Here is a 17,592-nt window from a genome sequence, read left to right on the forward strand (position 1 = left end):
CCCGAGAGGTAGGCCGCGAGGTTCATCAGCCGATGGTCGCCACGGTGCGCAGCGACACCTTGCGATGCACCTCATTGTGCGACAGCACCACCGTCAGCGGACTGACTCGCTCCAGCATCGACCGGACAAAGCTGCGGACCTCGGGGCTGACCAGCAGCGCCGGCCATTCGTCGCGCTCGGCAAAGCCCTGGATCGCGCGCCGCGCCTCGAGCACGAATTCCTGCACCCGCTGCGGCGACATGACAAAGTTGCGGTCCTCGCCGTTGATCCGAAGCGCCTCGATGAATTCCTTCTCCCAGGCCGCCGACATTGTGATGACCGAGACAAAGCCGTTCTGGTCGACCAGCGACTTGCAGATCTGGTTGGCCAGCCGACGCCGCACGCTCTCGGTGATCTGCACCACGTTCGAGGTGCCGCGCTTGGCCTCGGCGATCGCCTCGATGATCAGCGGCAGGTTGCGGATCGACACCCGTTCCGCCAGCAGCGCCTGCAGCACCTGCTGGATCAGCACCATTGGCGCGTTGCCGGGGATCTCGCCCGCCAGCTTCTGGTATTCGCGGTCCAGCCCTTCGACCAGCCCGCGCGTCGCGCCATAGGTCAGCAGTTCCGGCATGTGTTCCTTGACCACCTCGGTCAGGTGGGTGGTGATGACGCTTTCCGGATCGACGACGGTCAGCCCCATCGACTCGGCCTCGAGCGCGTCCTTGCGTTCGATCCAGAGCGCGTCGAGCCCGAAGGTCGGATCCTTGGCGCGGATGCCCGCCACGTTCAGCTCGCCGGGGTTCACCACCATCATGCGGCTGGCGTGCACCTCGCCGCGCGCGACCTCGACCCCCTGCACCCGGATGGCATAGGTCTGCCCGCCCAGCATCGGGTCGTCCTTGATCCGGACCGACGGCAGGACAAAGCCGAATTCGCGGGCAAAGAGGTTCCGCAAGCTCTTGATCTTGCCCGCCAGCGCCCCGTCGGTGGACGAGATCAGCGGTACCAGCGCCTCGCCCAGCTCCAGCCGCAGGTCGTCGAGCTTGAGCGTGTCCTTGATGCTGTCTTCCTTGACCGCGGTGTCGGCCCGGTCCTCGATCGCGTCGGCCCGCGCCTGCGCGGCGGCGGCCGCCTTGGCCTGCCGGTGCATCGAAAGGCCCAGCCCCGCCATCAGCGCGGCCAGCACAAAGAAGACCAGGCTGGGAAAGCCCGGCAGCAGGCCGATGCAGACCAACAGGCCCGCGGCCATGAACAACGCCTTGGGAAACCGCGACAGCTGCCCCAGCACCGCCTCGTTCGCCGCCCCGACTGTACCGCCTTTGGTGACGATCAGGCCCGCCGCCAGCGACACGATCAACGCCGGGATCTGCGACACGAGGCCGTCGCCGATGGTCAGGACGGTGTAGTTGTTGGCCGCCTCGGACAGTGACAGCCCGTGGCTCATCACGCCGATCAGGATGCCGCCGATCACGTTGGTCAGGGTGATGATGATCCCCGCCACCGCATCGCCGCGCACGAATTTCGACGCACCGTCCATCGCGCCGTAGAACCCGCTTTCGTCCTCGAGCTCCTTCCGGCGGCGACGCGCCTCGTCCTCGTCGATCATCCCGGCGCCCAGGTCGGCGTCGATAGCCATCTGTTTGCCGGGCATGGAATCGAGACTGAACCGGGCCGAAACCTCCGCGATACGGGTCGAACCCTTGGTGATGACGACGAAGTTGATGACCACCAGGATCACGAACACGACGATCCCGATGATGAACGAACCCGACACCATGAAGCGCGAGAAGCCTTCGATCACCCCGCCCGCCGCGTCGGTGCCGGTGTGCCCATTGGCCAGGATCAGCCGGGTCGAGGCGACGTTCAGCGACAGCCGCAGCATGGTCACGACCAGGAGCAGCGTCGGGAACGAGTTGAAGTCCAGCGGGCGCGGGATCCACAGCGCCACCATCAGCACCAGGACAGAGACCGACAGCGACACCGCCAGCCCGAAGTCGAGGATGATGGGCGGCAGCGGCACGAAAAGCACCGCCAGCACCATAGTCACGCCGACGGCAAAGGCCACGTCGCGGTTGGCCAGGCCCCGGGCGACAAAGCCGGGCAGCGGGACGTTCGGGCTGTTGGTGGTCTGGTTCGCCATCAGAAGGTCTTCATGAAGTTCGGCAGGATCGGTTCAAGCGCCTCGCGGGCATAGAGACTGCGCGTCCCCTGCCCCGCGTCGGCCCGGTCCTGGGTCAGCCAGGAGGTCCAGAAATGCCCCTCGGGCAGCGGCGCGCGGGGTTCCGCCCCGGCGACATAGGTGCCGCCCTGCGCCGCCAGCATCCGGAAGGTGTCGATCCGGGTGTTCGCGATGTTCGCATTGACCTGCAGCCGGTCGAGGTAGACCTGCTGGTACTCCTGCGTCGCGGAATGGTAGCGCCCGGCCGCCATGATCCAGTCGCCGGTTTCCTTGTGCAGGCTGACCAGCAGGCGGGCGGCGTAATCGACGTTCCGGGCGGCGTTGAAGCCGTCGCGCAGGGTGTCGAAGGCATCGGGGTGCCAGTGGATGTTGACCTGCATGCAGCCCAGGTCGATGCTCTTCTGCCCCGACCGGATGCGGTCCTTGACCCAGTCCTCGGCCTCGGTCTGGGTGGCAAAGAACCGGCCCTCGCCCTCGACATTCGCGACCCAGGGCCAGATCGTCAGCTCGCCCTCGCGCATCATCCCGGCCTCCTGCAGGCCGATGGCCAGCAGCATGTTGCCGGGGATCTGGTAGCGCAGCTGCGCGCGCAGGATTTCCTGGATGCAGACCCCGTCGGGCGCGCCGGTGTTGCGGTGGCCGCGCATCTCGTCCGCCGGGCGTTCCGTGGGGGTGTAGAAGCCGGACCAGTCGGCCCGCGCCCCCTGCCCCGCCACCAGCAGCAGCATCGCCAAGAGACCCGCGAACCGGCGCATCAGAACCCCCCGCTAACGACCAGGTCGAAAACCTGGTCCGACAGCCGTTTGACCATCGAATAGATGAACGGCGAAAAGACCAGCAGCCCGACAAAGATCGCGACGATCTTGGGCACGAAGGTCAGCGTCATCTCCTGCACCTGGGTCAGGGCCTGGAAGACGGCGACGATCAGGCCGATGACCAGCGCAATCCCCATGATCGGTCCGGCGGCGAAGAGCACCGTCTGGAACGTCTCAGAGATGATCGCGTAGGTGTCGGCCTCGTTCATCCGTCCCCTGCCCCGCCGTCAGATCGGCATGCGCATGATTTCCTGGTACGCCTCGACCAGCTTGTCGCGGACCGCCACGGCCGTCTTCACGGTCGAGTCGAGCTCGAGCGTCGCCTCGACGACCGCCTGGGTGTCGGCGTCGCCGTAGAGCCCGGCCTGTGCCTGGGCCTCGGCCTGCCGGATCGTCTGGACGGTGTCGACGCCGGCCTTCTTGATCATCTCGGAGAAGGTCGGGCCCTCGGGCGCGGCGCCCATGTCCAGCGCCGGCGCGACCGACTTGATCTCGCGCGAGCTGCGATAGGCGCCGTCGACCGCGGCATTGGAGATAACGGTTGAGTAATCGGCCATCAATCAGTCTCTATTTCAGGAGATCAAGGAGCTGCGTGCGCATCTTGCGCCCCGCTTCGAACATGTTCAGGTTGGCCTCGTAGGACCGCGACGCCTCGCGCATGTTGCTCATCTCGAGCACGGTCTGCACGTTGGAGATCTGCACGAACCCGTCCTCGTTCGCCGCCGGGTGCGCCGGGTCGAAGCGCAGCTCGAAATCCGCGGTGTCCCGGGTGATGTCGGCAACGCTGACCATCGAGGCGCCGCTTTCACGGTCGACCAGTTCCTCGAACGAGATCACCTTGCGGCGATAGGGCTCCTGCCCCGGCGTGGTGCCGGTCGAGGCCGCGTTGGCCACGTTCTCGGACACGACCTTGAGACGTTCGCCCTGTGCCTTCATGCCGCTCGCGGCGACGGATAGTACCGACTTGAGATTGTCCATGATGTTCCCCTACCGGATCCCGGTGACCGCGAGGGTCAGCAGGTCGTGCCCCTTGCGGTAAAGCGAGGCGGCGAGCTTGTAGCCCTCGCTCACCTCGGCGGCCTTGATGGTCTGCTGCTCGAGAGACACGGTGTTGCCGTCAAGCGATTGTTCCCAGGGACCGGTGTCGGCCTCGATGCCGATGTTCGACTTCGGCGCGCCCTGGATGTGGTTCGGCTTGGTCACGCGCAGGCCGTTCGACCGCTCGTTGCCCTCCATCATCGCATCAAAGGCGCCGACGTCCTTGGACTTGTAATCCGGCGTGTCGGCATTCGCGATGTTCTCGGAGATCACCACCTGGCGCGCACCGAGCCACTGCATCCGCTGCGATGCGACCTGAAAAAAAGACATTCCGGAAAGTTTCATCAGCGGTTCCCTTTTTGTCGAAACAAGGATAGCATGATTAAAACATGGTTTACAATGGATAGTGTCCATGCACACGACGTTTTCTGAGCTTTCGTCTGTTACACGCGCCATGGAAAGATCAAGCATAACCGGGCAGGTCCGATCGGCGCTTGGGCTGGTGCTGACGGTGACCGGGCTGGAACGCGCGGTCGGCATCGGATCACGTTGCGTGGTGCAGGGCCGCAAGGGTCCGGTGCTGGGCGAGGTCGTCGGCATCGACGAGAACGGTACACGCCTCCTGCCCTACGGCAGCTGGGACGGAATCATGACCGGCGACCGCGTCGCCGTGGCGCAGGCCGGTGACGAACTGCGCCCCGACAAGGCCTGGATCGGCCGGGTCATCGACGCGCTCGGCCGCCCGATCGACGGCAAGGGCCGGCTGCCCGAAGGCACGATCCCCTGCCCCGTCCGCAACACCCCGCCGCCCGCCTTCGACCGCCGCCGCGTCGGCGCCAAGATCGAGACCGGCGTCAAGGTCATGGATATCTTCACCCCGATCTGCCACGGCCAGCGCATGGGTGTCTTTGCCGGGTCAGGCGTCGGTAAATCGACGCTGATGTCGATGCTGGCGCGGTCCGCGCAGGCCGACGTGATCGTCGTGGGCCTGGTCGGCGAACGCGGCCGCGAGGTGCAGGATTTCCTTCAGCAGGACCTGGGCGAGGAGGGGCTGGCCCGATCCGTCGTCGTCGTGTCCACCGGCGACCAGCCGCCCCTGATGCGCCGCCAAGCCGCCTGGACCGCGACCGCCGTTGCCGAATACTTCCGTGACCAGGGCCTGTCGGTCATGCTGCTGGTCGACAGCGTCACCCGCTTTGCCATGGCCCAGCGGGAAATCGGCCTGGCCGGGGGCGAGCCGCCGACCGCCAAGGGCTATCCGCCGACGATCTTTGCCGAGCTGCCCCGCCTGATGGAACGCGCGGGCCCCGGCACCGGCAAGGGCGGCGACATCACCGCGCTCTACACCGTGCTGGTCGACGGCGACGACATGGACGACCCGATCGCCGACGCGGTGCGCGGCATCATGGACGGCCACGTCGTGCTGGACCGCCGCATCGCCGAACAGGGCCGCTTCCCGGCGGTGAACATCCTGCGCTCGGTCAGCCGCATGCTGCCCGACTGCCATTCCGAGGCGCAGTACGCGATCTACCGCGCCGCGCGGAAGGCCGTCGCCCGCTATGCCGACATGGAGGAGCTGGTCCGCATCGGCGCCTACCGCGAAGGCACTGACAAAGAGGTTGACGCCGCCGTCCGCCTCTCGGCCCCGCTTGACGATTTCCTGACCCAGCCCAAGCGCGAGAGCATGGCGTCCGACACCGCCTTTGGACTGGTCTACAACAAGCTCTCCGAGGCCGGGATCTCCGTGAACCTGCCGCGGAAAGAGATCGACAACGCGGCCCCGGTCAAGGGCGTCCCCGAGAAGAAGAAGTCCTCGATCTACGACGACTGAGGCAGAGTTGACAGCTGTCAACTTTCCGCCCTCACGCCGCCTGCCGGGTCGTCTGGCCCAGCATCTGGTCCACCGAGAACGCCCCGCCCCGCGCCTTTTTCGCAAGGGTGCGCAGGTACGCCCCGGGTGAGCGGATCATGCCAATTCTCTGCACGATCCCGGCCACGGCAATCGCGGCCTCGATGGGGCCCATGGCGCGACAGGCGTCGGTCCAGGTGGGAAGGTCGATACCGGTCATGGGCGCGATCCGAGCCATGAGACGGGTGAAATCATCCCAGGTCCTGACGCCGTCATCGGCATAGGGCAGGATATCCGGGCATCGGTTGAGCACGGTCCGCAAATCCGGCCCCTGCCCTTTCAAATCAGATTGTTTTTTGTCTGGTTCCTGTATGTGCCGCTCATTCTGGCTGTCACAGGCGCTCAGTTCCGTTGGCGCGACGGGCGCTTCCACCTCGACCGCCACGGTTTCGCGCAACTTGTCCACAAGGGACACGAGCGCGTCGCGCAGGGTTTCGAGGGTATCGAGGTCGAGCTTGCGGCGCAGTTCGCGTTTCGCCAGCAGCAGCCGGTCGGCCAGCGCGTCGGTGTTGGTGCCCTGCCCGGCGGCATAATCCGCCAGCTTGCCCGCATCGCGCATCAGCAGCACGACCTCTTCGCGCCGCGCGGCGATCACGCTCAGACGCTGGCGTTCCGCCCGGGCGGCCAGCGCGATCTCGCAGGCGCGCACCAAAAGCGGGCGCAGGTCGAAACCGAAGGCGCGCATCGCGTCCCCGTCGCCGTCGCGGCGGACATAGCGTTTGCCGTTCGGGCTGTCGTGGCGGGCGATCAGCCCGGCCTCGACCAGCGCGGCCAGGTGCCGGCGCAGGGTGCTTTCCGGCATCCCGTGGGCCCGCGCCGACAGCGTGGCGTTCGAGGCATAGACGATCAGCATGTCGCCGTCGGCCAGCATCCGTTCGGAATGCACGCCGACCAGGACGTTCAGGACCGCGAGCGTGCGGTCGGAAATCCCGAACCCCGCGCGGGCGGTCGAAAGGTCTTTCATCACCTCCCACTTGTCCACCTGCGGGACCGGGGCGGGACGCGCGGCAAGCGCCGCGGATTCGATCTGGCCAGCCGTCACCGGCCGCCGCCCGAAGGGCGTCGTCGTCACTGTCTGCATATCGGTATCACCGGGCAAAACTTTTCGGCCCGCCGGACTGGACCGGCGTTGACAGCTGTCAACTTGAGCGGCTAGGTTCGAGGTGCGAAAACGAACAGGCCTCTCGGGATGTCATGTCCTGGGGGGCTTTTCTTTTGGTCCTGCCTCTGTCGTGCCTCCTGTCGTTGCTGCTCCCTGGTGGGCCGGATGGCCCTATTCTCCGCGGGATTTGCTCCAGTCGCGGTGAATCTCTGCGATGTTCTCGATCAGCCAGTCCTCGAACCCGTCGGCCTGTTTGGCGTCGAAGGTGAGGGTCGTCCTGGTGCCGGCCTTCTTCGCCGTCGCGATGGTCCTGCCGTCGCGCTTCAGCTCAAGCGGGGCGGGTTTAGGGGCCGGTTTCGGTTTCTCGGTGACCAGCGCAAAGGCTTCCTCGAACCGGGCGTCCGAGGTGTCGGCCTTGAGCGCGCGGCCCAGCTCGGCCGGGTCGCGGTCGCCGATGTGCTGCGCCAGCTTGAGCCATCGGTCACGCCCGGCGGAGGGCGCCGGGCCGATGGCCTGGATCAGGGGCAGGGGGACCGCGTCGGCCACCTGCAGCATCCGGGAGATCACCGTCTTGTCGATGTTCAGCGCGTCGCAGATCACCTTTCGGTCGAATTCCAGCGCGACCATCTGGCGGGCAAAGTTGGCCTTTTCGATAAAGGTCAGGTCGCGCCGGTTGGCGTTCTCCTGGCCCTGCACGACGATCAGGTCGCGGTCGTTGATCTGGCGGATCATCGCCTTGACCGGCATCCCCAGTTCCTTGAGCGCGGCGACCCGGCGGCGGCCATAGACGACCTGGTAGCGGCCCTCGTAGTTCGGATCGTGCCGCAGCATGACCGGGACCTGCTGGCCATAGTCGCGCAGGCTGTCCTTGAGCCGTTCGAATTCCTCGCGGTCCTCGCCCAGCCGGTCCCTGAGGCCGGCGGAGTCGATCAGGTCGGCCGGCACTTCCTCGAGCGCGCGGCTCTTCAGCTCGGCGATCGACTGCGACACGGCGCCGATGGCGCCCTTGGTGTATCGCGGCTGCGGGCGCGGGGCAGGGGCTTCGTCCTTCGGCTCCTGCGGCTGCATCAGCCCCTTGAGAAGATCCTTGCGTGCCATCAGCGCCCCCATGCCTCTTGCACGAGGCCGAGGATCTCGCCGTTCACGGCGTTCAGGCTCTCCATCGCGCGTTCATAGGTGGAGCGGGTGAACTGGTTCTTCTCCACCTCGTAGAGTGTCTGCTTGGTGATCCCGGCATCCGAGATCGCGGTGGATTTCAGCACCGGGTGGTTCAGGACGTAATCCCCGAACATCGAGCGCATGAAGCTCACCATCTGGTTCTGCGGCCCGTCGCCGGGCTCATAGCGTGTCACCACGTAGCGCATCCAGTCATACCCCATGTCGCCCCCTGCCTCGGCCACCACGCCCAGCAGGTTCGAGGTCATCAGCAGGAACTGGCACATCGACATCACGTCGAGCATCTGCGGATGGACCGTCACCAGCACGGCGGTGGCCGCCGAAAGCGCCGACATGGTGAGGAACCCCAGCTGCGGCGGGCAGTCCATCACCACAAGGTCGTACTCGCCTTCGACTTCGGCCAGCTTGTCGCCAACGCGGGTGAAGAAGAGGTTGCCCGACCGTTCCGCCAGCGCGCGCGGCGTCTCGTGCTCGAACTCCATCAGGTCGAGGTTGCCGGGCACGATGTCGAGGCCGTGGAAATAGGTCTTCTGGATGACGTCCTTCATCGGGACGGGATCGTCGTAGCGGATCGCGTCGTAGAGCGTGCCGCCGTCGAGCAGGTCGAATTCCGGCTGGTAGCCGTGCAGCGCCGACAGCGACGCCTGCGGGTCGAGGTCGATCGCCAGCACGCGGTAGCCGTCGAGCGCGGCCTTCTGCGCGAGATGGGCGGCCGTGGTCGTCTTGCCCGAGCCGCCCTTGAAATTGATCACGGTGATGACCTGGAGGTGGTCATCACCGCGCCGTCCGGGGAGGTAAGTTCCCGGTGTTTTCGTCCCTCTTTCGAGGAAATTCCGCAATTCCGCGATGTCGTCGGGGGCGTAGTAGCGCCGGCCGTTGCGAATCTCGACCTCGGGGCCCTTGCCGTCGAGGTGCAGCTTGCGCAGGTAGGCGTCCTTGACGCCCAGCATCGCCGCGACCTCTCCGCTGGTGAACTTGCGCAGCTCCTTGCGGGCGTGGGGCGGAAACAGCTGCTCCCGATGCGCCTGGAGGCGCTCCGAAAGACGTGCTGCGTGGTCGCCGACCAACAGGTCTATGCGTTCGTTCCGGCCCATTCTGCCCTCGTACCCAAAGCGTTTGTTACGCTTTATGTCGTGTTATTCACTATTCTCCGTAATTGAATGGCCGCTTTCGGAGATTCGGGCAAGACAAAATTGCAAGATATGGTGTGTGCCTGTCACCCAGACACTACGCTGGGTCAACGCCGCCAGGTTTGCAGCGCGATCTCGTCCAGCTCGGCGGCCTCGCGCTTGCGGGCCGCGTCGCGCAGGGCCGCGGTGCGGCTAATGCGCAGAATCTCAAAGGTTTTCTGCTCGGCCAGGGCGTTGCGCAGCGCCTCTTCGGCGCGTTCCAGGTCGGGCTTGAGCATGTGAATCAGCGTATCGACACGCTCGATTTCCGCGCGGATCGACCGGATGAACCGGCCGAGGTAAGCCGCGCCCTCGGTGCTCTCGACGTGGCTTTCGGTGGTAATCCGGTGCAATAGAGACTGTTTTTCGGCCACCAGCTTGCGCATCCGGTCGCGAATCTCGGCAGTCTGGCGGGCCTGGCGATCGGTTTCGAATCCCTTAACCCGTTCCATGACGCCAAGCGCCCGCAACCGGCGGCGTTCGGCGTCAGTGGCCATTCTTGGGCTCTTCGGCCGGAGCCTCGGCCCCGTCGGTGCCGAGGCTGTATTCCCCCGATAGCTTCTGCCGCATCCGCAGCAGGATATCGACCGGGTATCCCACCTCGGTCGGCGGGCGCTTGTCGAAGCGGCCCGCGACGGCGGCCGAGGTGATCTCGGGTTCGTCTTCGGGCATCTCTTCCTTCTCGGCAGGTGCGCTGGCGGCCAGCACGATCTGCGCGCCGGCGGCCAGCATGAGGAGAAGGGCGAGAAGCCGTTTCATGCCGCGGGCAGTTCCTTCTGCGCGGCCTCGACGGTGTAAAAGTCGGGCTGCATCCGGGTCGGGATGTTGCCGCGCCCGATCTCGACGCAGATCGACGGCGGGTGATCCGAGACCATGGCGACAAAGATGTCGCGGATGATGTGGTAGAAGGCGGCGTCCTCTTCCTCGATCTGGGTCAGGCGGCCCGAGATCGGCTGCACCATGCAGTAGGCGAGGAACACGCCGAGGAAGGTCCCGACCAGCGCGCCGCCGATCATCGCGCCGAGGATCTCGGGCGGCTGGTCGATCGACGACATGGTCTTGATGACGCCCAGAACGGCCGCGACGATCCCGATGGCGGGCAGGCCGTCGGCCATGGTCTGGATCGCCTGGGCGACCTGCAGCGTCTCGTGGTGGTGTTTCTTGATCTTGCGGTTGATGACGTCCTCGGTGGCGTACTTGTCATCGAACTGCATCGACAGCATGCGGAAGCTGTCGCGGATCAGGTCCATCGCGAAATGGTCATGCGCGATCTTGGGATAGCGCTGGAAGATGTCGCTTTCCTTGGGGCTCTCGATGTGGCTGTCGAGCGCCAGGATGCCCTTGGCCTTGTAGATGCGGGTGAGCTCGAACATCAGGTTGAGCAGGTCGGTGTAGTCGCTGGCCTTCCACTTCGGCCCCTTGATCACCTTCACCACGCCGCCGAGGCTGGCCTTGATGACGGAAAAGCTGTTGGCGATCACGAAGGCGCCGATCGCCGCGCCGCCGATCATCATGCCCTCGAAGGGCAGGGCGTGAAGCACGATATCCATCTTCCCGCCCGACAGCATGAAGCCGCCGAATACGAGTCCGAATACGAGCGCAAGTCCGAGGAACATTGTCATGGTCGGTACGTCTCTGCCTGACAGGTCACTGCCGGTTGGTCCCGGCTACATGAGAAATCATAGATAATTTTTACTTTCATTCAAGCATAAACAAGGATAGATTGTCCCTGTACCAAAGATTATTCGGCGTGATCCATGATGAGCTCAGAGAAACTGGCGTATTTCTTCGACGCATCCGACCTGGCCGGGGTGTTCCGCGACTGGCCCGAGGAGATCGGGCTGGTGCTGTGCATGGACGCCGAGGGCGGCTGCGAGATGTTGCTGCACCACGTGGGCGAGGGGCGCGAGGTGATCGGGCGCATCTCGGCGGTGCTCGACCGGCCCGTCGGCGATTTCGCCGTGGTGCCGCCGGTCGAGGGGCTGCCGACCTGCCGGGTCATGTTCTCGGACGAGCAGAAGCTTCTCAAGATGGTGGCCGCCGAAACCGAGCTGCCCGAGATGGCCGCGGATCACCTGATCAACTACCGGTTCGAGCAGGACCGGCGCGAGCGGCGGGCCGAGGTGGCCCGCGCGATGCCCAAGGTGGCGAAACCCGCCGCGCCGGAAGGGCAGGGGGGCTGGCGGCCCCGGTTCCGCCTGATGGACGTCCGGCCGAAAGAGCGCGCGGCGCCGGGGCTGCCGGGCGGCTATGTGACGGCCGGCGAGGCGCGCAAGCAGGAATGCGTCTTTGTCGAGGGGCGGCTGAGCCAGGGCGCGCGCGGCGTGCGGCTGGTGATCGCGCCCGAACGGGTGACGGTGCGCACCGCGGCGATCCGGGCCAAAGACCTGGCGTTCCGCGACGACTTCTCGCGCTTTGTCATCCCGCGCGAGGCGATCGGCGACTGGCATCCCGGTGAGCCGCTGGTGGTGGACATGGGCGAAGAGCTGTTTCCGGCGGCCCTGGCGCAGCGGCTCGGAGAAGCCGCGCGCCTGGCCGAGGTGACGGTGACCGGGCACGGCGTGTTCGTCGCCCCCGGCGCCCGGATCGCGGCGCCGGAGCCGGTGGCCGAAACGCCCGAGGTCGTGGCGCCGAAGGTCCGCCTGGCCCGCCGCCCGCGCCGCCGCCTGCTGACGCCGATCCGCCTTGCGCTGGTGGCGCTGACCGGGGTCGGGCTGATGACCGGCTCGGTGATCCGGGCGGTCGATTCCTCGGACCCGCCGGCGATCCTCAGGTCCGACCGATGAAATGTGCCGTCATCACGCCGGTCGGGCCGGGGCACCAGGTGCTTCTGCAGACCAGTAGCGCGCCCTCGGTCGCTCAGGCGATCGAGTGGAGCCGCGGTCCCTTCGACGAGATCGAGCATTACGTGATGGACGACACGGCCGGGCTGCACGGCCGGTCGAACCGCCGCAACCAGGCGCTGCGGCAGGCGCTTGAGGCTGGCGTCGACTGGGTGTTCTTCCTGGACGCCGACGACAAGATTACGCCGAACGCCTTTGAGACCTTCGGCCAGGTGATCGCGGCCGAGCCCGATCTGGACGCCGTCTGGGGCATGACCTGCAACTTCCGCGAGGGCGACGAGGATGTCGAATTGCGCGAGGGCCAGCCGGTGCGCATCGACACCCGCGAGGAGCTGTTGCAGAACGCGCCGTTCCTGACGCTGAACATCGGCCATTTCGTCCGCACCGAGTGCGCCGCGCGCTTCGGCTTTGACCCGGACATGGACGCGGGCGAGGACTTCAAGTTCTACTTCCAACTCTGGCGGCACTGCCGCTGCGCCAAACGGCCGAGATCTTCTTCCTCCACCGCCGCGGCGAGCATTCCCAGGGCCCGCGCAGTGCCACCGGGGCGGACTGGACCCGCAGCGTGACCGAGCAGTGGCGCGCCGAGCTCGAGGGGATGCGCGTCTATGTCGAAATCGCCGGGCCGGACGGCAGCCCGGCGGCACGGATGCGGCTGACCAACCCGGGCGACCTGATCCAGCATGCCCATGCCAGCGGCCGTTTCTTCGAGGCGGATTCGTTGGAGAAACTGCGCCGCCTTCTCAAGGTCGAGCGGCCCAGCATCGTCGAGGTGGGGGCGAACATCGGCAACCACGTGATCTGGTACGGCAAGAACCTGAACCCCAGGCGGATCTACCCGGTGGAGCCGAACCCCGAGGCGCTGGCGCTGCTCGAGGACAATATCGCGGTGAACGGGGTCGAGGCGATGGTCGACCGGCGCGGCTGGGGCTTGGGCGCCGGATCCGGCCACGGGCGGTTCCGGACCGAGACGGCGGACACCAACAACCTGGGCGCCACCCGCCTTGTCGCGGCGGATGACGGCGGGATCGAGACCCGGACGCTCGACGAGCTGATGGGCGACGAGACGGTCGATTTCATCAAGATCGACGCCGAGGGGATGGAGCTCGATGTCCTGGCCGGGGCCGAGGCGCTGATCGCGCGGGACAAGCCGCTGATCTGGGTCGAGGTGCAGCGGCCGAACATCATGGGATTCGTGCAGACCTGGTGCCGCAAGGCCGGCTACCGGGTCGCGGACAGCACGCAGTATGTGAACACCGTGGACTACTTCGCGGTGCCGAGGGAGGCGTCATGAACACCCAAGCCCTGTCGCGCAAGGAAAAGCGGGCGCGGATCGCCAAGGCATCCAAGCTCTATGGCATCAAGGGCGAGGAGTCGCTGGCACTGCACCAGGCCTACATGGCGCTGAACGCGGGCGACGTGCGCACCGCGCTGCAGCTGGCGCACCCGGTGACCCAGAGCCACCCGGGCAATATCCACGGCTGGATCATCCTGGGCGGCGCGGCGCTGAACCAGCGCGAGGGCAAGACCGCCAAGGCGTTCTTTGCACAGGCGCTGGACAAGGCGCCGGCGGATCCGGTGGCGATTGGCGGGATGGCCAAGGCGCATGTCCTTGAGGCCGAGGTCGAACCGGCGGTGGCGCTGGCTGCGCAGGCGATCCGGGCCGGGCTGAAGGATGTGGGGCTGATCACGCTCTACCTGCAGCTGATGGGGCTGATGGGCCGGAAGCTGGCGGCGCTGGACGTGGTGGTGCCGGCGGCGCGTCGGATCGACGATGCGAAGCTGGCGAACCAGATCGGCGACATGCTTCTGGACGTGGACGAGACGGGCAAGTCGGTCGAGTGGTTCGAAAAGACCTATCGGCTGGATCCGGCGCCCGACGCACACAAGGTCGCACGGCTCAAGGGGCTGCTATATGGCGTGAAGCTGGCCGCGGCCGAGACCTATGCCCGGACGCTGCTGGACGAGGGCATGAAGGACGACACCATCGCGCTGACCCTGCTGACCGCGCTGCGGCTGCAGCACAAGTACGACGAGGTCGAGACGCTGGCCGACACGCTGGAGTTTGCCACGCCCGAGGGCTTTGCCCGGTCGCGCGGGGTGCTGTCGAACGTGCGGCAGGACCGGGGCGACCTGGCCGGGGCGCAGGCCGCCTACGACGAGGCCACCCACGTGGTCGACGGCGGCCACCGGATGAACAAGGCCTATGGCGCCTACCGCCTGCGGGCCGGCGACTATGCCGAAGGCTGGGGACACTTTGCCAAGCGGTTCCCTGACCAGCAGCGCAAGTGGGTGGCGGCCGAGAACTCGGCCCCCGAGAACCTGGCCGGGCGGGACCACGTCTATCTTGTCAGCGAGCAGGGGGTGGGTGACCAGCTGGCGCTGATGGCGCTCCTGCGGCTGGCGCCGCTGCCCGAGGGCTGCCGGATGACCTTTGTCGGCGATCCCCGGTTCGGTCCGCTGCTCGACGGCAATGACTTCGGCCTCGATTTTGCGCCGATGGAAAGTTTCGTCGGCACCCGCGAGGCCGGATCGCCCGGCGAGCTCGTCTATCTCGGCGACCTGGTGCGCTACCTGGCCGAACACCCGGCCGAGGCGCGGCACGGTGCCTTCCTCGCCACGCCCGAGCCGCGGCGGGACGAGCTGCGGGCCAAGTACGAGGCGCGCGCCAAGGGCCGCCCGATCATCGGCGTGTCCTGGGCCAGCCGGTCGCTGATCGGTGCCTTGCGCTCGATCGACCTGGCCGAGGTGGTCCAGACCTTCCCCGAAGGCTCGCTGGTGGTGAACCTGCAGTACGGCGATTGCGCGGCTGACCTTGCCGCCGCCCGCGCCGCGCGGCCGGACCTCGATTTCATGGACGACAAGACCGTGGACCAGATGGCCGACCTCCAGGGCTTTGCCGCGCAGATCATGGCGCTCGACCGGGTTGTGACGATCGACAACACCACCGCCCACATGTGCGGGGCGCTTGGCCATCCCGACACCCACCTGCTGCTGCCGCTCGGGACCGAGCTGATGTGGTACTGGGGCCTGAACGGCGGGCCGGTGGATCAGTGGTACGGGTCGCTCAAGACCCATATCCAGCAGGGGCAGGCCGGTGACTGGACCGCGCCTCTGGCTGAGTTGCGGGCCCTTGACTGAAAGATCTTTGCGCAGGTCGCAAGAACCTTCACATTTTCAACATGAATTAAACTCCAGCGCATACTTCTCTTGCGAGGCAGAAGCCAAGAACTGCAAGAAAAGGCAGGAGCAGATGAAGAACTTGATCCGTCGGTTCATGGGCCGGTTCGTCCAGCCGGCACCGACGCCGGAACCCTTCGGCGCGCCGCCGCCCGGGCCAGGGCCGAGCACGCTGACATGCCTTGAAACAGGTGTTCGGCGGGCGGTGCTGCACCGTCACATCCGGCAGACGCTGGGGATGACCCCGGACCAGTACCGCAAGAAGTGGGGCCTGCCTCCGGACTATCCCATGGTCTCGGAAGCATACATCAAGCGGCGGGAAGCCGCTCGAAACAAGAAAAACAGAGCTTAGTGTTCCCTTCGCGAAGGTTTCACTTACATTAAACACCATGCAAGACAGACACGGTGATGGATAAAAGAAGGACAAGGCAAGGTTTGAACCCCATAAACCCTTGCCTCATCACCGCAAAATGGTGAAATGACAAGAAACGGGTAGGTCGCACCTATGGATAACGACACTGAAAAGGACGCCATCGGACGAATCGTTGCAGCCTTTGCGACGCGCTCCGACGTGAGCCCCGATGACATCGTCGAACTCTACAACCGCCTGACGGGCGAAAAAGCGCCCAGCCCCGCCGCCGCCGTGGCGGAGGAGCCCGGCGCCCGGCGCCCCGCGGCGCAGATGACGCCCGCGCTGCCGGTCGACAAGGCCGTGACCGAGGACAAGGTGTTCTGCCTGTGCTGCGGTCGGGGCTTCAAGATGCTCAAGCGGCACCTGGGATCGGAACACGGGATGACCGAGGCTGAATATCGCCGCGCCTTCGGCCTGCCCGAGGACATGCCGCTGGTCGCGCCGAGCTATTCCCGCAAGAAGGCGGCCCATGCCAAGCAGGCCGGTTTCGGCAAGTACGACCGGTCGGTCCTGGCCAACGAAGCGTAACGAGTTCCCCCGGAGGCGGCATGCCAAGCAACGAACGGCCCATCATCATCAAGAAGATCGAGGATGATGGCGGGCACGGACATCACGGCGGTGGTTGGAAGGTGGCCTATGCCGACTTCATGACCGCCATGATGGCGTTCTTCCTGCTGCTGTGGATCCTCGCCGCCTCGGACGAGGAAAAACTGCGCGGGCTGGCCGACTACTTCACCCCCAGCCTGTCGGAAAGCGGCGGCCGGGGAGAGGGGCTGCTGGACGGCGTCGTGCTGGGCCCCGAGGGCGTGCTGAGCGGCACGGACGGGCCGAGGTCCGAGGTGCAGCTGCCGAGTTTCGGGCAGGAGAACCCTCTGGCGGTGTTTGACAGCCGCCTGCGCGATGAACACCCGCAGGTCATCGTGGAATACGAGACCCGGCCGGACGGCGTGAAGACCGACACCACCGCCGGCGCGGGCGAGGCGCCCGAACTGGCCGAGAACCCGGCCACCGAGGCCAGCGAGGACCCGATCCAGATGGCGGCCGAGGCCGCCGCCGCCGCAGAGGCCGCGGCCCGTGCTGCCGCCGAGCGCGAGGCCGAGCTGCAGCGGATCGAGGACATGATCCGTGAAAAGGTCGCCGGGGATTCCCGGCTCGAGGAGTTCCTCGAGAACCTGCGCTTTGACCGCGTGCCCGAGGGGCTGGACATCCAGATCGTCGACAAGGAGGGCCGGTCGCTCTTTGACACGGGCAGTTCGCGCGTGAACGAACGTACCCGCGGCCTGCTGCGGGTGATCGGCGAGGCGATCATCGACATGCCGAACACGCTGACGATCTCGGGGCACACCGATTCAGTCCCCTATTCGCAATCCGGCGGCTATTCCAACTGGGAGCTGTCGGCCGACCGCGCCAACGCCACACGGCGGGTGCTGCTGGACACCGGCGTCAGCCCGTCGCGGATCACCCGGATCTCGGGCCTGGCGGACACGGCGCCGATCGAGGGGACCGATCCGTCGGACCCCGAAAACCGGCGGATCAGCGTCACCGTGAACTTCCCGCGCACCCCGGTTCAGCCCTGACACGCTGCAAATGTGCCCTTAGGGCGCGTTTTCCCGCACTGCGGGAAAGATCCGCCCAAATATTAGCGCGGCCACTTCATGTGGATAAGTATCAGGGAAAATAACCCATATTTTGGGGCATAGTTGACATTTAGTACTTTATTCGGCGCTCCACCTCAAATAGAGTAAACTTAAAGTTAAGAGTTCCCGCGAAGGCGAACCGGACGAGTT

Annotated in this window: 20 protein-coding genes; 8 read left to right on the forward strand and 12 right to left on the reverse strand. The window is 66.1% G+C overall.

Annotation, left to right across the window (positions count from 1 at the left end; all coding sequences use genetic code 11):
- Positions 1-25 precede the first annotated feature (25 nt).
- Genes flhA through ACE2AC_RS20865 form a run of 6 tightly spaced genes read right to left on the reverse strand, consistent with a single transcriptional unit; the run spans position 26 to position 4,314 of the window.
- Positions 26-2,122, reverse strand: coding sequence for a flagellar biosynthesis protein FlhA (gene flhA / locus ACE2AC_RS20840; protein ID WP_375689907.1), 2,097 nt, complete (start codon positions 2,120-2,122; stop codon positions 26-28).
- Entirely contained in the window at positions 2,122-2,916 is a 795-nt protein-coding gene (locus ACE2AC_RS20845; RefSeq protein WP_375689909.1) for a lytic transglycosylase domain-containing protein, read from the reverse strand. The genes flhA and ACE2AC_RS20845 overlap by 1 nt, the downstream gene beginning before the upstream one ends.
- On the reverse strand, positions 2,916-3,185 hold the full coding sequence (locus ACE2AC_RS20850) for a flagellar biosynthetic protein FliQ (RefSeq protein WP_375689911.1): 270 nt from the start codon (positions 3,183-3,185) through the stop codon (positions 2,916-2,918). Before ACE2AC_RS20850 ends, ACE2AC_RS20845 begins: the two co-directional genes overlap by 1 nt.
- A gap of 18 nt (positions 3,186-3,203) precedes the next feature.
- Positions 3,204-3,533: a flagellar hook-basal body complex protein FliE gene (locus tag ACE2AC_RS20855; RefSeq protein WP_375689913.1), complete on the reverse strand. Its 330-nt coding sequence runs from the start codon at positions 3,531-3,533 to the stop codon at positions 3,204-3,206.
- Positions 3,534-3,543: 10 nt separating this feature from the next.
- Complete coding sequence (gene flgC, locus ACE2AC_RS20860; protein WP_375689915.1) at positions 3,544-3,954, reverse strand: flagellar basal body rod protein FlgC; 411 nt, start codon at positions 3,952-3,954, stop codon at positions 3,544-3,546.
- A 9-nt stretch (positions 3,955-3,963) separates the two neighbouring features.
- Complete coding sequence (locus ACE2AC_RS20865) at positions 3,964-4,314, reverse strand: flagellar basal body rod protein FlgB (RefSeq protein WP_375689917.1); 351 nt, start codon at positions 4,312-4,314, stop codon at positions 3,964-3,966.
- A gap of 154 nt (positions 4,315-4,468) precedes the next feature.
- Here ACE2AC_RS20865 and fliI point away from each other — a divergent pair, with 154 nt between their 5' ends.
- Positions 4,469-5,845: a flagellar protein export ATPase FliI gene (fliI, locus tag ACE2AC_RS20870; protein WP_375689919.1), complete on the forward strand. Its 1,377-nt coding sequence runs from the start codon at positions 4,469-4,471 to the stop codon at positions 5,843-5,845.
- Positions 5,846-5,876: 31 nt separating this feature from the next.
- Here the strand turns inward: fliI and repC are convergent, their stop codons facing one another.
- The 6 genes from repC to motA form a co-directional block, all read right to left on the reverse strand.
- Positions 5,877-7,004, reverse strand: coding sequence for a plasmid replication protein RepC (gene repC / locus ACE2AC_RS20875; RefSeq protein WP_375689921.1), 1,128 nt, complete (start codon positions 7,002-7,004; stop codon positions 5,877-5,879).
- Positions 7,005-7,196: 192 nt separating this feature from the next.
- Positions 7,197-8,123, reverse strand: a complete 927-nt coding sequence (repB, locus tag ACE2AC_RS20880; protein WP_375689924.1) for a plasmid partitioning protein RepB — start codon at positions 8,121-8,123, stop codon at positions 7,197-7,199.
- The gene (gene repA / locus ACE2AC_RS20885) at positions 8,123-9,295 is read right to left on the reverse strand and encodes a plasmid partitioning protein RepA (RefSeq protein ID WP_375689926.1); all 1,173 of its coding nucleotides are present in this window, start codon (positions 9,293-9,295) and stop codon (positions 8,123-8,125) included. The genes repB and repA overlap by 1 nt, the downstream gene beginning before the upstream one ends.
- 143 nt (positions 9,296-9,438) lie before the next feature.
- Positions 9,439-9,867 carry a flagellar FliJ family protein gene (locus tag ACE2AC_RS20890; RefSeq protein ID WP_375689928.1) on the reverse strand — a complete coding sequence of 143 codons (429 nt, stop codon included), beginning with the start codon at positions 9,865-9,867 and terminating at the stop codon, positions 9,439-9,441.
- Positions 9,857-10,129 (reverse strand): hypothetical protein, encoded by a 273-nt coding sequence (locus tag ACE2AC_RS20895; RefSeq protein WP_375689930.1) that lies wholly within the window; start codon positions 10,127-10,129, stop codon positions 9,857-9,859. Before ACE2AC_RS20895 ends, ACE2AC_RS20890 begins: the two co-directional genes overlap by 11 nt.
- The gene (gene motA / locus ACE2AC_RS20900; protein WP_375689932.1) at positions 10,126-10,992 is read right to left on the reverse strand and encodes a flagellar motor stator protein MotA; all 867 of its coding nucleotides are present in this window, start codon (positions 10,990-10,992) and stop codon (positions 10,126-10,128) included. The genes ACE2AC_RS20895 and motA overlap by 4 nt, the downstream gene beginning before the upstream one ends.
- Positions 10,993-11,127: 135 nt before the next feature.
- Between motA and ACE2AC_RS20905 the strand changes: the two genes are divergently transcribed.
- From ACE2AC_RS20905 to ACE2AC_RS20935, 7 genes are all read left to right on the forward strand, one after another.
- On the forward strand, positions 11,128-12,156 hold the full coding sequence (locus ACE2AC_RS20905; RefSeq protein ID WP_375689934.1) for a hypothetical protein: 1,029 nt from the start codon (positions 11,128-11,130) through the stop codon (positions 12,154-12,156).
- The gene (locus ACE2AC_RS20910) at positions 12,153-12,782 is read left to right on the forward strand and encodes a hypothetical protein (RefSeq protein WP_375689936.1); all 630 of its coding nucleotides are present in this window, start codon (positions 12,153-12,155) and stop codon (positions 12,780-12,782) included. The genes ACE2AC_RS20905 and ACE2AC_RS20910 overlap by 4 nt, the downstream gene beginning before the upstream one ends.
- The gene (locus tag ACE2AC_RS20915; RefSeq protein WP_375689938.1) at positions 12,779-13,507 is read left to right on the forward strand and encodes an FkbM family methyltransferase; all 729 of its coding nucleotides are present in this window, start codon (positions 12,779-12,781) and stop codon (positions 13,505-13,507) included. The genes ACE2AC_RS20910 and ACE2AC_RS20915 overlap by 4 nt, the downstream gene beginning before the upstream one ends.
- Positions 13,504-15,354 (forward strand): hypothetical protein, encoded by a 1,851-nt coding sequence (locus ACE2AC_RS20920; protein ID WP_375689940.1) that lies wholly within the window; start codon positions 13,504-13,506, stop codon positions 15,352-15,354. The genes ACE2AC_RS20915 and ACE2AC_RS20920 overlap by 4 nt, the downstream gene beginning before the upstream one ends.
- 112 nt (positions 15,355-15,466) lie before the next feature.
- Positions 15,467-15,745: a MucR family transcriptional regulator gene (locus tag ACE2AC_RS20925; protein ID WP_375689942.1), complete on the forward strand. Its 279-nt coding sequence runs from the start codon at positions 15,467-15,469 to the stop codon at positions 15,743-15,745.
- A gap of 153 nt (positions 15,746-15,898) precedes the next feature.
- A complete protein-coding gene (locus ACE2AC_RS20930; protein WP_375689944.1) occupies positions 15,899-16,333 on the forward strand; it encodes a MucR family transcriptional regulator in 435 nt (144 codons plus the stop codon).
- A gap of 20 nt (positions 16,334-16,353) precedes the next feature.
- Positions 16,354-17,382 carry a flagellar motor protein MotB gene (locus tag ACE2AC_RS20935; protein WP_375689946.1) on the forward strand — a complete coding sequence of 343 codons (1,029 nt, stop codon included), beginning with the start codon at positions 16,354-16,356 and terminating at the stop codon, positions 17,380-17,382.
- Positions 17,383-17,592: the final 210 nt, after the last annotated feature.

It is taken from the genome of Pseudooceanicola sp. LIPI14-2-Ac024 (assembly GCF_042188925.1).
Classification (GTDB): domain Bacteria; phylum Pseudomonadota; class Alphaproteobacteria; order Rhodobacterales; family Rhodobacteraceae; genus Pseudooceanicola.

What these genes read in the sequence shown, in the direction of transcription:
- flhA (WP_375689907.1), bottom strand. Translation starts at nt 2,122, where the DNA reads ATGGCGAACCAGACCACCAACAGCCCGAACGTCCCGCTGCCCGGCTTT.
- ACE2AC_RS20845 (WP_375689909.1), bottom strand. Translation starts at nt 2,916, where the DNA reads ATGCGCCGGTTCGCGGGTCTCTTGGCGATGCTGCTGCTGGTGGCGGGG.
- ACE2AC_RS20850 (WP_375689911.1), bottom strand. Translation starts at nt 3,185, where the DNA reads ATGAACGAGGCCGACACCTACGCGATCATCTCTGAGACGTTCCAGACG.
- ACE2AC_RS20855 (WP_375689913.1), bottom strand. Translation starts at nt 3,533, where the DNA reads ATGGCCGATTACTCAACCGTTATCTCCAATGCCGCGGTCGACGGCGCC.
- flgC (WP_375689915.1), bottom strand. Translation starts at nt 3,954, where the DNA reads ATGGACAATCTCAAGTCGGTACTATCCGTCGCCGCGAGCGGCATGAAG.
- ACE2AC_RS20865 (WP_375689917.1), bottom strand. Translation starts at nt 4,314, where the DNA reads ATGCAGTGGCTCGGTGCGCGCCAGGTGGTGATCTCCGAGAACATCGCG.
- fliI (WP_375689919.1), top strand. Translation starts at nt 4,469, where the DNA reads ATGGAAAGATCAAGCATAACCGGGCAGGTCCGATCGGCGCTTGGGCTG.
- repC (WP_375689921.1), bottom strand. Translation starts at nt 7,004, where the DNA reads ATGCAGACAGTGACGACGACGCCCTTCGGGCGGCGGCCGGTGACGGCT.
- repB (WP_375689924.1), bottom strand. Translation starts at nt 8,123, where the DNA reads ATGGCACGCAAGGATCTTCTCAAGGGGCTGATGCAGCCGCAGGAGCCG.
- repA (WP_375689926.1), bottom strand. Translation starts at nt 9,295, where the DNA reads ATGGGCCGGAACGAACGCATAGACCTGTTGGTCGGCGACCACGCAGCA.
- ACE2AC_RS20890 (WP_375689928.1), bottom strand. Translation starts at nt 9,867, where the DNA reads ATGGCCACTGACGCCGAACGCCGCCGGTTGCGGGCGCTTGGCGTCATG.
- ACE2AC_RS20895 (WP_375689930.1), bottom strand. Translation starts at nt 10,129, where the DNA reads ATGAAACGGCTTCTCGCCCTTCTCCTCATGCTGGCCGCCGGCGCGCAG.
- motA (WP_375689932.1), bottom strand. Translation starts at nt 10,992, where the DNA reads ATGACAATGTTCCTCGGACTTGCGCTCGTATTCGGACTCGTATTCGGC.
- ACE2AC_RS20905 (WP_375689934.1), top strand. Translation starts at nt 11,128, where the DNA reads ATGATGAGCTCAGAGAAACTGGCGTATTTCTTCGACGCATCCGACCTG.
- ACE2AC_RS20910 (WP_375689936.1), top strand. Translation starts at nt 12,153, where the DNA reads ATGAAATGTGCCGTCATCACGCCGGTCGGGCCGGGGCACCAGGTGCTT.
- ACE2AC_RS20920 (WP_375689940.1), top strand. Translation starts at nt 13,504, where the DNA reads ATGAACACCCAAGCCCTGTCGCGCAAGGAAAAGCGGGCGCGGATCGCC.
- ACE2AC_RS20925 (WP_375689942.1), top strand. Translation starts at nt 15,467, where the DNA reads ATGAAGAACTTGATCCGTCGGTTCATGGGCCGGTTCGTCCAGCCGGCA.
- ACE2AC_RS20930 (WP_375689944.1), top strand. Translation starts at nt 15,899, where the DNA reads ATGGATAACGACACTGAAAAGGACGCCATCGGACGAATCGTTGCAGCC.
- ACE2AC_RS20935 (WP_375689946.1), top strand. Translation starts at nt 16,354, where the DNA reads ATGCCAAGCAACGAACGGCCCATCATCATCAAGAAGATCGAGGATGAT.